Raw genomic sequence first — 12,728 nt, forward strand, 5'->3', positions numbered from 1 at the left:
CCACGCCCGTCCGTCGCGAGCGGCGAGGCGGTCTGTGCGGTTGCGTCCGCTTACGTCATGCTCTGTGTTCATGATCAGCCTCTGGAGCACGGTGGGACGCCGGACGGCCCGCCGACCGCAGGCGCCGGTGATGTACGGACTGATCGCCCTGTGCTGCCTGATCTTCCTGATCGGCCCGGCCTCGGGCCTCAGTCCGGCGTACGGCTCCGGCGACGCGCTGCTCGCCGCGCAGCGGGCGTACTTCCGCCACTGGGGAGTGGTCCCCGCGGAATTGTTCGAGGACTCGCCCGGGTCCGCCCTCACGCCGGCGACGGCCCTCTTCGTGCACGGCAGCTGGGTCCACCTGCTCGGCAACATGCTCTTCCTCTACGTCTTCGGGGTGATGACCGAGGAACGGATGGGCCGCGTCGAGTTCACCCTCTTCTACCTCGGCTGCGGCTACCTCGCGCTGCTCGGGTACGCCGCGGCCCACGCCCGCTCCGAGCAGTCCCTGGTCGGCGCGTCGGGCGCGATCTCGGCCGTGCTCGGCGCCTTTCTGTTCCTCTTCCCCCGGGCGCGGGTGACCAGCCTCCTGCCGTTCCTGTTCTTCCTGCCGCTGCGCTTCCCGGCGTGGGTGGTGCTGCCCTTCTGGGTGGCCCTGCAGTGGGTCGCGGCCCGCCAGGCGTCCAGCGGTCCGGGGGTGGCCTATCTGGCCCACCTGGTGGGCTTCGGCCTGGGCTTCTGCTACGCGTGGGCGCGGTTCGGCCGTGCGACTAGAGTGAAGGCCGCCCCAGCTCCGGCCACCGAGGGAGAGAACCAGCCGTGATCACCGCGATCGTCCTGATCAAGACCAGCGTGGACCGGATTCCCGAGATCGCCGAGCAGATCGCCGCGCTGGACTCGGTCAGCGAGGTCTTCTCCGTCACCGGGACGTACGACCTGATCGCCATGGTCCGGGTCAAGCAGCACGAGAACCTCGCCGACGTCATCCCGGGCAGCATCAGCAGGATCCCCGGCGTGGAGGCCACGGACACGCACGTGGCGTTCCGGACGTACTCCCAGCACGACCTGGAGGCGGCCTTCGCGATCGGGCTGGACAGCTAGGGCCCGTCGTTCGGATCGCGCCGCAGACGCGGGGTCCGGCACGCGCGTCTGCCGCGTTGTCGTCGGTCGCCGACTCCCCCAGGCTCAGCTTCGCCCGCCCGGGCGGTGCCCCCATCGCGTCGACTCCCGCCTCCGCCTTGCGGCTGCACGCACCAGACCCCGCTCACCGGCACCGATCAGTACCCTCGGCTCCCTGCGACCCGATCCGAACGACGGGCCCCGGGGCCCGTCGTTCGGATCGCGCCTCGGGCCTGTCGGTCGGATCAGGTCCTGGGCGGTGCGCCGCTCGGTCCTCAGGCGCCGAGCCGTACGGCGGTGATGCCGTCGGCGGTCGCCACGTAGGCGCGGTCGCCGACGACGACCGGGCTGTGGGTGCTCTCGGACGGCCCGCCCTCCACCCGCTTCGCCCACCGCTGCCGGCCCCGGCGGTCCACGCCGTACAGGACCGAGCCCTGACGCACGAGGGCGGTGCCGCCCGCCACCGCGGGGTCGCTGTACAGATTGGCGGTGCCGGTGAGCGGAAAGGTCCAGACCCGGGAGCCGTCCGCCGGATCCAGGGCGGACAGCTCGTAGCTGGTCGACGTGACGGCGACCTCGCCGAACGGCACGCACGTGAAGTCACGGCTGCCCGGCACGTCGTCGCTGTCCACGTGCCACAGCGGCTCGCCGGTCAGGCTGAAGCCGTGCAGCGACTGCTCCCCACCGGACCCGACCAGCAGGATGTCGCCGACCACCGTGGGCCGCCCGGTGTCGGAACCGGCCGCCACGGCCCACAGCCGACGTCCGCTGCGGGCGTCCAGGGCCTCCACCTCGTCCGCGAAGGTGCCGACGTACACCACACCGTCCAGCACCGTCGGCTCGCTGGTCGGCGCGGCCCCGGTGGCCCTGCTCCAGCGGACGCTGCCGTCGGGCGCGTACGCGCGCACCCCGCCGGCCTCCGCCGAGCCGCCGTGGGCCACGACGAGCAGGTCGCCCGCGCCCACGGGGAACTGGCCGTTGCCGCCCTCGACGCCCTCGGTCCAGCGCACCTTCCCGTCGTGGCCGACCGCGCAGAGCGCACCGACCTCTCCGGTGTCGTCGGCGGACAGCAGGCAGTACACGCCGTCCGGGGTGACCATCGGGGACATCACCACGTGGTCCAGGGCGGTGTCCCAGACGCTCAGGCCGTTCAGTCCGACGGCGTGCAGCGCGCCGTCCGCGCCCCCGAGATACAGCCGGTCACCGCCGGGCGACACCGCGGCACAGGGCCCACGCCGGCCGCCGAGCCCCTGGACCCGGTACTGCCAGCCCGCTCGGGGGGTCGAACCCGCCGACGGACCGGAGCCGCCCGCACGGCCGCCGCCGCTGTCGTCGTCCGAGTCCCGCAGCCACAGCCACCCGCCGACGCCCCCGGCCGCCACCCCCGCTCCTCCCACGAGACCACGCAGCAGCAGCCGCCGCGAGGGCGGCACGGGGGCCGGACCGTCCGTGGCGCCCGGAGCCGGCGGACGGTCCACCGGTCCGTCCGCGACCGGCACCGGGCGCACGGGCGCCGGCACAGCCACAGGCGCCGAACCGTCCGCGACGGTCACCGGCGCCGCGTACTCCACCCCGCTCGGCCGCTCGCCCGAGTCGCGGTCCGGGAGCCAGCGTTCGGCCCCGTCGGCCCCGTCGGCCGGGGCCGCGCCGGTGTACCAGTCGTGTCGCAGCGCCGCACGCAGCGACGGCCCGGTGTGGCCCGTCGCCGCGACCACCTGGGCAGGGCTGGGCCGGGCGGCCGGGTCCTCGGACAGGCAGGCCTCGACGAGGGGCCGAACGCCCTTCGGAACGCCGGACAGGTCGACGTCCCCGGTCAGGATCCGCAGCAGGACGACCGAGTCCTGCCCCTCGCCGAACGGCTCCCGGCCCGCCGAGGCGTACGCCAGCACCGCGCCCAGCGAGAAGACGTCGCTCGCCACGGTCACCCGGCCGCCGTTGCGCACCTGCTCCGGCGAGACGTACCCGACGGACCCGACGATCGTCCCGGTCCGGGTCAGCGCGGTCGCCTCCAGCGCTCGCACGATCCCGAAGTCGATGACCCGCGGACCGCCCGGCGCCAGCAGGATGTTGGACGGTTTCAGGTCCCGGTGCACCATGCCCTTGCCGTGGATCGCGGCGAGCGCCTCGCCGAGCGCCGCCGCCAGCAGCAGCACCGCGTCCTCGGGGAGCGGCCCGTGGTCCAGCACCGCGTCCCGCAGGTTCGGCCCGTCCACGAACTCCGTGGCCATCCAGGGGCGTTCGGCCTCGGTGTCGGCGTCGACGACCCGCGCGGTGTACGTGCCCGCCCCGCCGACGGTCTGCGCGGCCCGCACCTCCTGCCGGAACCGGGCCCGGAAGGTGCGGTCCTCGGCATGTTCGGCCCGCACCACTTTCACGGCGAGCCGCAACCCGCCCCGGGCCTCGGCGAGATACACCTCGCCCATGCCGCCGGCACCGAGTCTGCCCCGGACGTCGTACGGTCCGATCCGCCGAGGATCCGCCTCCCGCAGCGCCTGCACCCGCGCTCCCCCCGTCCTGCGTACGGCCGCCGTGGGGAGCGTATACGCCGAGGCCCGTCGGCGGATCACCCGGCGGGGACGCAACGCCCGTCCCGCGTGCGGTAGTTCCACCGCGCGCCGTCGCGGACCAGTTCCCGCACCGCCCCGACGAACCGCTCGACGTGCTCGTCCGGCGTGCCCGCGCCGAAGCTGACCCGGATGGCGTTCAGCGACCGCTCGCCGGGTGCCGCCTCGGGTGCGCCGCACTCGCCCTGGGCCTGCGGATCGCTGCCCAGCAGGGTGCGCACGAGGGGGTGGGCGCAGAAGAGGCCGTCGCGGACGCCGATGCCGTACTCCGCCGAGAGCGCGGCGGCGAAGTGCGAGCTGTTCCAGCCGTCGACGACGAAGGAGAGCACACCGACGCGCGGGGCGTCGTCGCCGAAGAGGGACAGCACCCGGACCTCGGGCACCTCGGCGAGCCCCGCGCGGACCTTCTCGATCAGGTACCGCTCGCGGGCGACCAGGCTGTCGAACCCGGCCTCCGTCAGCGCCTTGCAGGCCGACGCGATCGCGTAGGCGCCGATGACGTTCGGGGAGCCCGCCTCGTGCCGGGCGGCGCTCTCGTGCCACTCCACGTCCACGCCGCCGTCCGCGCGCCGGGCGACCGTGCGGCTGGCGCCGCCGCCCGCGAGGTACGGCTCGGCCTCGCGCAGCCAGTCGGCGCGGCCGGCGAGGACGCCGGAGCCGAAGGGGGCGTACAGCTTGTGCCCGGAGAAGGCGACCCAGTCGACGTCCAGGTCCTCGACCGAGACCGGGTGGTGCGGGGCCAGCTGGGCGGCGTCGAGCACGATCCGGGCGCCGTGGGCGTGCGCCGCGGCGGCCAGTTCGCGAACCGGCCACAGCTCGCCGGTGACGTTGGATGCGCCGGTGACGCAGACCAGGGCCGGGCCGTGCGGATCGCGGTCGGCCAGCGCGCGCTCCAGGGTCTCGACGGCCCGCCGCGGGGTGCGCGGCGCGTCCAGGTAGGTGACGCGGGCGTCGCGCCAGGGCAGCAGGGAGGCGTGGTGCTCGGTCTCGAAGACGAAGACCTGACAGCCGGCCGGGAGAACGGTGGCGAGGAGGTTGAGCGAGTCGGTGGTGGACCGGGTGAACACCACCTGGTCGTCACCGCGGCAGCCGAGGAACTCGGCGACGGTCCGGCGGGCGTTCTCGAACAGGTCGGTGGACAGCTGGGAGAGATAACCGGCGCCGCGGTGGACGCTGCCGTAGTACGGCGCGTACGCCGCGACGTCGTCCCAGACGCGCTGGAGGGCGGGGGCGCTGGCCGCGTGGTCGAGCGCGGCGTAGGTGACTTCGCCACCCGTGACGAGCGGGACGGTGACATCCCGGCCCAGAACGGGCAGCGGGGCACGAACGGACTGGTCGGCGGCAGCGGTGGAGACGGACATGGGTGTACTCCCGTGAGGCAGACGGAACCCACCACGCGAGCGGCACGCTCGAGCGCGGGGCGGAGAAGTGAAGGGGATGCGGATGCGGGGCTCGACGCCCCTAGCGCATTCGCTTGCTCACGGAAGGCTCCTCGACGACCAGGACCCCTGGTGGCACGAGGGGTCCGCGCTTGCCGCAGACCTCGCTGCCTACGGCCTGGTCCTCACCCGGGGCACCCCGCCACGGACGGAGGGTTGCCGGACAGCCGGCCGGGGCCTTTCAGCTGTCGCTCATGACCTGGTACAGCATCCTGCCACATGATCTTCGGCTCGCAAGGCGCGGTCCAGAATCCGGACCGCGCCCCGCGTCACCTCACGCGGTGTCAGGCGTGGCTCGCCGCCACCCACCGGTCCAGCACCCGCTTGGCGGCCCCGGAATCGATCGACTCGGCCGCCTTCTCGATGCCGGCACGGATCCGCTCGGTCAGCGGTGCCCCACCCGGCTCCAGCGCCACCAGGGCCGCCGCCGCGTTCAGCAGGACCGCGTCCCGTACGGGGCCCGGCTCGCCGTCCAGCAGCCGCCGGGCGACCTCCGCGTTGTACGAGGCGTCCGCGCCCCGCAGCGCCTCCACCGGCACCAGCTCGATGCCGACCTCGCGCGGGTCGAAGGTCTCCTCGCTCACCTTGCCGTCGCGGACCACCCACACCCGGGAGGTCGACGTGGTCGTCAGCTCGTCGAGGCCGTCGTCGCCGCGGAAGACCAGCGAGGAGTTGCCGCGCTCGGCGAACACCCCGGCCACGATCGGGGCCATCCGCGGGTCCGCGACGCCCACCGCCTGAGCCTTGACCTTCGCCGGGTTCGTCAGCGGGCCCAGGAAGTTGAACGTCGTCCGGATGCCCAACTGGCCGCGCGCCGCCGCCACGTGCCGCAGTGCCGGATGGAACTTCACCGCGAAGCAGAAGGTGATCCCCGCCTCCTCGGCGACCTCCGCCACCCGCCGCGGCGTCAGCTCAAGATTGACGCCCAGCTTCTCCAGCACGTCGGACGCCCCGGAGGCGGACGACGCGGCCCGGTTGCCGTGCTTGACGACCTTCGCGCCCGTACCGGCGACGACGATCGCCGACATGGTGGAGATGTTCACCGTCCTCGCGCCGTCGCCGCCGGTCCCGACGATGTCGACCGTCTCCCCCGGCACCTCGATCACGTTGGCGTGCTCGTACATCGTCCGCACGAGCCCGGTGATCTCCTCGACGGTCTCGCCCTTGGCCCGCAGCGCGACGGCGAAACCGGCGATCTGCGCGTCCGTCGCCTCGCCCCGCATGATCAGGTCCATCGCCCAGGCGGTCTCGTCCGTGCTCAGGTCACGGCCGTCCAGCAGGCCGTTCAGCAGGGCGGGCCAGGAGCGGCCCGCCGCGGTGTCGCCTCCAGCGGGGGTCACAGCGCTCATCAGCCGCTCCTGGGTCGGTCCCGTCGTACGGGACAGGTCTCTCGAACTGCCTCCACCCTATCCAGCCCCGGGTACGGCGCAGGGCCCCGTCCGAACACCGGACGGGGCCCTGCGCCGTGGCGTGGCGAGTGCAGCGATCAGTGGTGGCCGTGGCCGCTCGTGATCTCCTTGTACTCCTCGACGGTGGGCTTGGCGACCTGGGAGTCCTCGCCGTAGTAGGCGTTGCTGAGCTTGGCGCGCAGCTTCTCGGAGCCCGTCACCTTGCGCTCGACACCGTTCTCGTCGACCGTCGGGCCGATCTCGGCCGGCTTGTACTGCTCGTGTGCCGTGAGCGTGTACAGGGCCTCCTGGCTGAGCGGCTCGTGGACCTCGATGAACTCACCGTGCGGCAGGCGCTTGATGGTGCCGGTCTCCCGGCCGTGCAGCACCTTGTCCTTGTCCCGGCGCTGCAGGCCGAGGCAGATCCGCTTGGTGACGACGAACGCGACGACCGGTCCGACGAAGAACCCGATCCGGACGAACCAGGTGACCGCGTTGATCGACAGATGGAAGTGGGTGGCGATGATGTCGTTGCCACCACCGACCAGCATGATCATGTAGGCGGTGACCCAGGCGACGCCGAAGGCCGTGCGGGTCGGGGCGTTGCGCGGCCGGTCCAGGATGTGGTGTTCGCGCTTGTCCCCGGTGATCCACGACTCGATGAACGGGTACAACGCGATCACGGCGAGGAACAGGCCGAACAGCACCAGCGGGATGAACACGCCCAGGACCAGCGTGTGGCCCCAGAAGTTGATCTCCCAGCCGGGCATGGCCCGGACGAGGCCTTCGGCGAAGCCCATGTACCAGTCGGGCTGGGCGCCCGTGGACACCAGGTCCGGGCGGTACGGGCCGAGCACCCAGATCGGGTTGACGGTCGCGATGCCGGCCAGGGCCGCGATCAGACCGAAGACCAGGAAGAAGAAGCCTCCGGCCTTGGCGGTGTAGACCGGCAGCAGCGGCATGCCGACGACGTTCTTGTTGGACTTTCCGGGACCCGCGTACTGCGTGTGCTTGTGGTAGACGACCAGGATCAGGTGGCCCACCACCAGGCCGAGCATGATGCCCGGCAGCAGCAGGATGTGGATCGAGTAGAAGCGGGCCACGAAGTCGGTGCCCGGGAACTCTCCGCCGAACAGGAAGAACGAGATGTATGTGCCGACGATCGGCGTGGACAGGATCGCACCCTGCGTGAAGCGGACACCGGTGCCGGAGAGCAGGTCGTCCGGGAGCGAGTAACCGGTGAAACCGGTGAACATGCCGAGGACGAACAGCAGGAAGCCGAACAGCCAGTTGACCTCACGCGGCTTGCGGAACGCGCCCGTGAAGAACACGCGCATCATGTGCACGAACATGCCGGCGAGGAAGATGATCGCCGCCCAGTGGTGGATCTGCCGGATGAGCAGACCGCCGCGCACGTCGAAGCTGATGTCCAGCGTGGAGGCGAACGCCTCCGACATCAGCTGACCCTGCAGCGGGACGTAGCTGCCGTGGTACTCCACCTCGTTCATCGACGGGTGGAAGAACAGCGTCAGGTACACACCCGTGAGGATGATGATGATGAAGCTGTACAGGCAGATCTCGCCCAGCATGAAGGACCAGTGGTCCGGGAAGATCTTGCGCATGTTGGCCTTGGCCAGGGAGTAGATCCCGAGCCGGCCGTCGGCCCAGTCGGCGACGCGCTCGCCGGCCGGCGCCTTCCCGCGAGAGCGGGAATCGGAGGTGGTCGTAGTACTCATCCGCGCTCCCAGAATGCAGGACCGACGGGCTCTTCGAAGTCGCCGAGCGCCTCGAGGTAACCCTCGTCGTTCACGCCGATCCGCAGCTGCGGCAGGGCGTGGCCGGCGGGGCCGAAGATGACCCGGGCACCGTCGGAGAGGTCGAAGGTGGACTGGTGGCAGGGGCACAGCACATGGTGCGTCTGCTGCTCGTACAGCGAGATCGGGCAACCGACGTGGGTGCAGATCTTCGAGTACGCCACGATGCCCTCGTGCGACCACTCGAGCTCGCGCTTGTCCTTGATGTCGCCCGGCTGCAGCCGCACGATCATCAGGGCCGCCTTGGCGATCTCGTTCTGGAAGTCGTGGTCGTGCTCCTCCAGGCCCTCGGGCTTGGCGAACGTGAGCGAGCCGACGGCGACGTCCGAAGGACGCAGCGGCTCGTTCGTGTTCATGTTGACGAGCAGCTTGCCCTTCTTCCACAGGGTGTGGCGGAGCTTCGTCTCGGGCAGCGGACCCAGGTCGCGCAGCAGGACGATGCCGGACAGCGGCACCAGGGTGAGCGCGCCGAACATCGTGTTGCGGATCAGCTTGCGACGGCCGAGCGCGGACTCCTTGGCGCCCTGCTTGAAGTCCGCGTGGACCTTCGCGCGGACCTCGGGGGAGGCCGCGATCGGGTGGCGCTCGTCGGCGATCTCCACGTCGGACATCAGGGTGCGGGCCCAGTGGACCGCGCCCGCGCCGATGCAGAACAGCGCGATACCGAGGGTCAGACCGAGGGCGAGGTTCAGCGCGCTGACGTGCCCGAGCGGCCAGACGTAGACGATCTTGTCGACCGACAGCGTCACGAACGAGGCGATGAAGGCGATCGTGGCCAGCATCGACACCGTGAACAGCAGGGCCACCGTGCGCTCGGACCGCTTGGCGGCCCGCTCGTCGATGTCCTGGATCCGGTGCTCGTGCGGCGGCAGACCCGGGTCTGCGAACGGGTGCTTCTCGTCGGCGACGGCGACCGTGCGGGGCGCGGCGTCCCGCTCGGCGGGCAGGTTCTCTTCTGGGGTGTCTTGGCTACTCATGACTTCTTGGCCTTTGCGGTCCGGGCGGCGACCCACACGGCGACGGCGATCAGGCCGCCGAGACCGGCGATCCAGCCGAACAGGCCCTCGGCGACCGGGCCGATACCGCCCAGTTCGAGGCCACCGTAGCTCTCGGTGTCCTCACCGTTGACCTCGTTCAGGTACGCGATGATGTCCTTCTTGTTCTGCTCGGACAGCGTCGTGTCGGGGAAGCTGGGCATGTTCTGCGGGCCGGTCTGCATGGCCTCGTAGATGTGCTTCGCGGAGACGTCCTCCAGCGACGGCGCGTACTTGCCCTTGGTGAGGGCACCGCCCTTGCCGGTGAAGTTGTGGCACTGCGCGCAGTTGGTGCGGAACAGCTCGCCGCCCTCGGCGATGTCCGCGCCCTCCGTGCCGTACTGCTCCTTGGTCGGGATGTTCGGACCGGCGCCGAGCGAGGCGACGTAGGCCGCGAGCTGGTCGATCTCGGCCTGCGTGTAGATGACCTTCTTCTTCGGCACCTGGGCGCCCTGGGAGGTCGCCGCCGGCATGCGGCCGGTGCCGACCTGGAAGTCGACGGCCGCGGCGCCCACGCCGACCAGGCTGGGGCCGTCGGTGGTGCCCTGACCGCCGGTGCCGTGGCAGCTGGCGCAGCCGACGGCGTAGAGCTTCTTGCCCTCGTCGATGGCGAGGGACTGGGCGGTGTCATCGGCCTGCGCCGTGCCCGCGGGTGCGAGCGCGGCGTACAGCCCCCCAGTGGCCGCCAGCGCGAGGAGTAGGACGACGAGCGCCGCCAGCGGATGGCGTCGTCGTGCGGAGAGCTTTTTCACGGATTACCCCGGTGTCAGGATCTTCTGCGTCGAGTCTTCTGGAATGCGCGGGAGCGGGTCCCGCCTACTTGATCATGTAGATCGTGGCGAAGAGGCCGATCCAGACGACGTCGACGAAGTGCCAGTAGTAGGACACGACGATGGCGGCGGTCGCCTGCTCGTGGGTGAATCTCCGAGCCGCGTAGGTGCGGCCGAGGACCAGCAGGAAGGCGATGAGTCCGCCCGTCACGTGCAGGCCGTGGAAGCCGGTGGTCAGGTAGAAGACCGAGCCGTACGGGTCGGACGAGAGCGACAGGCCCTCGTGCTTGACCAGCTCGGTGTACTCGAACACCTGACCGCCGATGAAGATCGCACCCATGATGAAGGTGACGATGAACCACATCCGGAGCTTCTTCACGTCACCGCGCTCGGCGGCGAACACGCCGAGCTGGCAGGTGAGGGAGGAGAGCACCAGGATCGTGGTGTTCGTCGCCGAGAACGGGAAGTTCAGGGCGGCGGCCTTCTCCGACCAGAAGTCGGGCCCGGTCACCGATCGCAGGGTGAAGTACATCGCGAAGAGGGCCGCGAAGAACATCAGCTCGGAACTCAGCCAGATGATGGTTCCGACGCTGGTGAGGTTCGGCCGATTGACCGACGGGTGCGCGTGCCCGGTATCTACTGTCGTTGCTGTCGCCACGACCGACATTATGTCGGTCGCTTATCCCGCCCTCACTCCGGGGGGTGCTGTTCGGAGTGTCCGCAGCGTGCGGAGTGCCCGTATGGCCCAGGCCGGGCGTGTGCGAACCGGTGCTGACGAAGCGTTCAAGGGAGTAGCATCCGCCGCATCGGGCCTTGACGCCCGGCCTTTCCGTACGACGCCGACGTCTCGGAGGAAGCATGCAGCCGACCGCCACGGTGCTGGTCTACAGCGACGACTCCAACACCCGCGCCCAGGTGCGGCTGGCCGCCGGGCGCCGGCCCGCTCCGGACGTCCCGGTGGTGGAGTACGTGGAGTGCGCCACCCCGGAGGCCGTCCTGAGGGAACTGGACAAGGGCGGGATCGACGTCTGCGTCCTGGACGGCGAGGCGGTGCCCATGGGCGGCATGGGGGTCTGCCGGCAGATCAAGGACGAGGTGTTCGACTGCCCTCCGGTCCTGCTGCTCATCGCACGGCCCCAGGACGCCTGGCTGGCCACGTGGAGCCGGGCCGAGGCGGCGGTGACGTCGCCCGTGGAGCCGGTGGAGTTCGCCGCGGCCCTCGCCGCGCTGCTGCGGTCCAGGAAGCTCATGAGCGCCTGAGGGACGGTTTCACCGGGGGAGCGGCGCGCGGGTCGCGGACGGTCGCGCGCGGCTCCCAGCGCCCCTCGGGGACGTTCAGGTGCTCTGCGGGCTCAGCCGGGCCGGGTCGGACTCGGTGGGCCCCTCCGGGTCGCCGGTGAACAGGGCGCTGCCCTTGCGCCACTTCGCCCAGTCGACGTTCCAGTCGCCGAAGCCGTTGCCGAACGGCTCCATGGTGTGGCCGTAGGAGTTCACGACCTTGACGACGTCGCCGGGGCGTACGTTCTCGTAGAACCAGGCGGCGTTGCTGGTGCTCATGCCCGTGCAGCCGTGGCTGACGTTGGCGGATCCCTGGTCGCCGACGGACCAGGGGGCGGCGTGCACGTACTCGCCGCTCCAGGTGACCCGGGTGGCGTAGTAGACGGGCAGGTCGTACGACTCCGAGGTGCCCTCGGCGATGCCGACGGTGGTGCCCCGCATACGGACGAAGTACTCCTTGCCGATGACGACCTTGACGCCGTTGCGGGTCTCGAAGCCCGGCTTGCCCATGGTGATCGGGATCGAGTTGATCTCCTTGTCGTTCTTGTAGACCGTCATGTAGTGGCTGGCCGCGTCCGCGACGGCGACGAGCTTGTCGCCCGTGGTGAGCTTCAGGGACTTGGCCGTGCCGCCCCACAGACGATCGCTGATCTTGATGCCGTCGAGGTTGCTGCGCACCTGGACGGCGGCGTTGGCGGGCCAGTACTCCTTGGGCCGGTAGTGGAGCTTCTTGTCGTCGACCCAGTGCCAGGAGCCCTCCACGACGGGGCTGGAGGCCACCTTCAGGCCGCGTTCCACGATCGCGCGCTGCGCCTTGTCCTTGACGGGCTGGCTGAGGTCGGCGGTGATGGGCTGGCCCACGCCGTACGTGCCCGCCTCGGGGCCGAAGGTGACGCTCAGCCGCTTCTGGGTGCGCGGCTTGCCGGTGTCGAAGGCGACGACCCGGCGGCCGGGCGCACCGTCCTCGTCCTCGGTGCTCACCCGGACCGTGTAGTGGGCGTCGGCGGCCAGCGGTGAGGTGCTGTGCCAGCGGCTTCCGTCGGCGGAGAGTTCGCCCGAGAGATGGCGCCCAGCGGCGTCCGTGGCCGTGACGTCCGTGATCCGCCCCTCGGAGCCCTCGGCGGTGATCTCCAGGGGCTTGTCCGGGTCCGCCTTCTTGCCGGCCTTGGTGGGGCCGTTGAAGGAGATCTGCCCGGCCGCGTCGTACGGCTCGGCGGACAACGGGTTCCCGTCGCTGCTGCAGGCGGTGACGCCCGCGCCGAGGGCGATCACCACCAGCGTGCAACCGGCGATTCTGCTGGTGCGCGAGAAGTGGCTCATGCCTTCACGCTAGGAAGGTT

Annotated in this window: 11 protein-coding genes and 1 riboswitch; of the genes, 3 read left to right on the top strand and 8 right to left on the bottom strand. The window is 71.0% G+C overall.

Annotated features, from left to right (window positions below):
- Window positions 1–70: 70 nt before the first annotated feature.
- Together IPT68_RS10075 and IPT68_RS10080 are read left to right on the top strand one after the other, a co-directional pair.
- On the top strand, window positions 71–805 hold the full coding sequence (locus tag IPT68_RS10075; protein ID WP_189696992.1) for a rhomboid family intramembrane serine protease: 735 nt from the start codon (window positions 71–73) through the stop codon (window positions 803–805).
- Window positions 802–1,083, top strand: a complete 282-nt coding sequence (locus IPT68_RS10080) for an Lrp/AsnC family transcriptional regulator (protein ID WP_189696991.1) — start codon at window positions 802–804, stop codon at window positions 1,081–1,083. The genes IPT68_RS10075 and IPT68_RS10080 overlap by 4 nt, the downstream gene beginning before the upstream one ends.
- Before the next feature lie 293 nt (window positions 1,084–1,376).
- On the opposite strand, the gene IPT68_RS10085 is transcribed toward IPT68_RS10080, so the two are convergent.
- From IPT68_RS10085 to ctaE, 7 genes are all read right to left on the bottom strand, one after another.
- Window positions 1,377–3,599, bottom strand: coding sequence for a serine/threonine-protein kinase (locus IPT68_RS10085; protein ID WP_189696990.1), 2,223 nt, complete (start codon window positions 3,597–3,599; stop codon window positions 1,377–1,379).
- Between the two features lie 65 nt (window positions 3,600–3,664).
- Entirely contained in the window at window positions 3,665–5,026 is a 1,362-nt protein-coding gene (locus IPT68_RS10090; protein ID WP_189696989.1) for an aminotransferase class V-fold PLP-dependent enzyme, read from the bottom strand.
- Window positions 5,027–5,187: 161 nt separating this feature from the next.
- Window positions 5,188–5,304: riboswitch (SAM riboswitch) on the bottom strand.
- A gap of 84 nt (window positions 5,305–5,388) precedes the next feature.
- A complete protein-coding gene (trpD, locus tag IPT68_RS10095) occupies window positions 5,389–6,453 on the bottom strand; it encodes an anthranilate phosphoribosyltransferase (protein ID WP_189696988.1) in 1,065 nt (354 codons plus the stop codon).
- Between the two features lie 137 nt (window positions 6,454–6,590).
- Window positions 6,591–8,228: a cytochrome bc1 complex cytochrome b subunit gene (gene qcrB / locus IPT68_RS10100; protein ID WP_189696987.1), complete on the bottom strand. Its 1,638-nt coding sequence runs from the start codon at window positions 8,226–8,228 to the stop codon at window positions 6,591–6,593.
- A complete protein-coding gene (gene qcrA, locus IPT68_RS10105) occupies window positions 8,225–9,283 on the bottom strand; it encodes a cytochrome bc1 complex Rieske iron-sulfur subunit (protein ID WP_189696986.1) in 1,059 nt (352 codons plus the stop codon). Before qcrA ends, qcrB begins: the two co-directional genes overlap by 4 nt.
- Window positions 9,280–10,092: a cytochrome bc1 complex diheme cytochrome c subunit gene (qcrC, locus tag IPT68_RS10110; RefSeq protein WP_189696985.1), complete on the bottom strand. Its 813-nt coding sequence runs from the start codon at window positions 10,090–10,092 to the stop codon at window positions 9,280–9,282. Before qcrC ends, qcrA begins: the two co-directional genes overlap by 4 nt.
- A 64-nt stretch (window positions 10,093–10,156) precedes the next feature.
- On the bottom strand, window positions 10,157–10,777 hold the full coding sequence (ctaE, locus tag IPT68_RS10115; protein ID WP_189696984.1) for an aa3-type cytochrome oxidase subunit III: 621 nt from the start codon (window positions 10,775–10,777) through the stop codon (window positions 10,157–10,159).
- A gap of 191 nt (window positions 10,778–10,968) precedes the next feature.
- On the opposite strand from ctaE, the gene IPT68_RS10120 reads away from it, so the two are divergent.
- Window positions 10,969–11,370, top strand: a complete 402-nt coding sequence (locus tag IPT68_RS10120) for a response regulator transcription factor (protein WP_189696983.1) — start codon at window positions 10,969–10,971, stop codon at window positions 11,368–11,370.
- 75 nt (window positions 11,371–11,445) lie between these two features.
- Here the strand turns inward: IPT68_RS10120 and IPT68_RS10125 are convergent, their stop codons facing one another.
- The gene (locus IPT68_RS10125) at window positions 11,446–12,708 is read right to left on the bottom strand and encodes a L,D-transpeptidase (RefSeq protein WP_189696982.1); all 1,263 of its coding nucleotides are present in this window, start codon (window positions 12,706–12,708) and stop codon (window positions 11,446–11,448) included.
- Window positions 12,709–12,728 lie beyond the last annotated feature (20 nt).

This window comes from Streptomyces chromofuscus (assembly GCF_015160875.1).
GTDB classification, from domain to species: Bacteria; Actinomycetota; Actinomycetes; order Streptomycetales; family Streptomycetaceae; genus Streptomyces; species Streptomyces chromofuscus.

Bases quoted from the DNA above. Each gene is read 5' to 3' on its own strand.
- IPT68_RS10075 (WP_189696992.1), top strand. From the start codon at position 71: ATGATCAGCCTCTGGAGCACGGTGGGACGCCGGACGGCCCGCCGACCG.
- ctaE (WP_189696984.1), bottom strand. From the start codon at position 10,777: ATGTCGGTCGTGGCGACAGCAACGACAGTAGATACCGGGCACGCGCAC.
- trpD (WP_189696988.1), bottom strand. From the start codon at position 6,453: ATGAGCGCTGTGACCCCCGCTGGAGGCGACACCGCGGCGGGCCGCTCC.
- qcrB (WP_189696987.1), bottom strand. From the start codon at position 8,228: ATGAGTACTACGACCACCTCCGATTCCCGCTCTCGCGGGAAGGCGCCG.
- IPT68_RS10120 (WP_189696983.1), top strand. From the start codon at position 10,969: ATGCAGCCGACCGCCACGGTGCTGGTCTACAGCGACGACTCCAACACC.
- qcrA (WP_189696986.1), bottom strand. From the start codon at position 9,283: ATGAGTAGCCAAGACACCCCAGAAGAGAACCTGCCCGCCGAGCGGGAC.
- IPT68_RS10125 (WP_189696982.1), bottom strand. From the start codon at position 12,708: ATGAGCCACTTCTCGCGCACCAGCAGAATCGCCGGTTGCACGCTGGTG.
- IPT68_RS10090 (WP_189696989.1), bottom strand. From the start codon at position 5,026: ATGTCCGTCTCCACCGCTGCCGCCGACCAGTCCGTTCGTGCCCCGCTG.